This is a genomic window from Arthrobacter sp. MDT2-34-1, from assembly GCF_059091365.1.
On sequence record NZ_JBNHGO010000130.1, the window covers coordinates 1 to 481 of the forward strand.

At 68.8% G+C, this 481-nt stretch carries 1 pseudogene; it reads left to right on the forward strand.

The window, feature by feature from the left end:
* Positions 1 to 481 (forward strand): annotated as a pseudogene (locus AC5RVV_RS18010) (carboxypeptidase regulatory-like domain-containing protein); the annotation flags it as partial.

Sequence of the window (481 nt, forward strand, 5' to 3'; positions counted from 1 at the left end):
CCAAGACCTCGGCCGAACGGACCATCAACAAACCGTTCACCGAGACCGCGGTCCCCACGCTTACCGGCGGCAACGATGTCGGGGCGACCCTGACCGCCGCCCCCGGCACAACCACACCGGCAGCCACCGTCACCTGGCAGTGGCTGCGCGACGGCAAGGCCATCGACGGGGCGACCAAGGCGACCTACACCCTGGTCGGCGACGACGCCGGAAAGAACATCACCGTCACCGCCACCTACCAGGCCACCGGTTACACCGAGGCCACCAAGACCTCGGCCGAACGGACCATCAACAAACCGTTCACCGAGACCGCGGTCCCCACGCTTACCGGCGGCAACGATGTCGGGGCGACCCTGACCGCCGCCCCCGGCACAACCACACCGGCAGCCACCGTCACCTGGCAGTGGCTGCGCGACGGCAAGGCCATCGACGGGGCGACCAAGGCGACCTACACCCTGGTCGGCGACGACGCCGGAAAGAA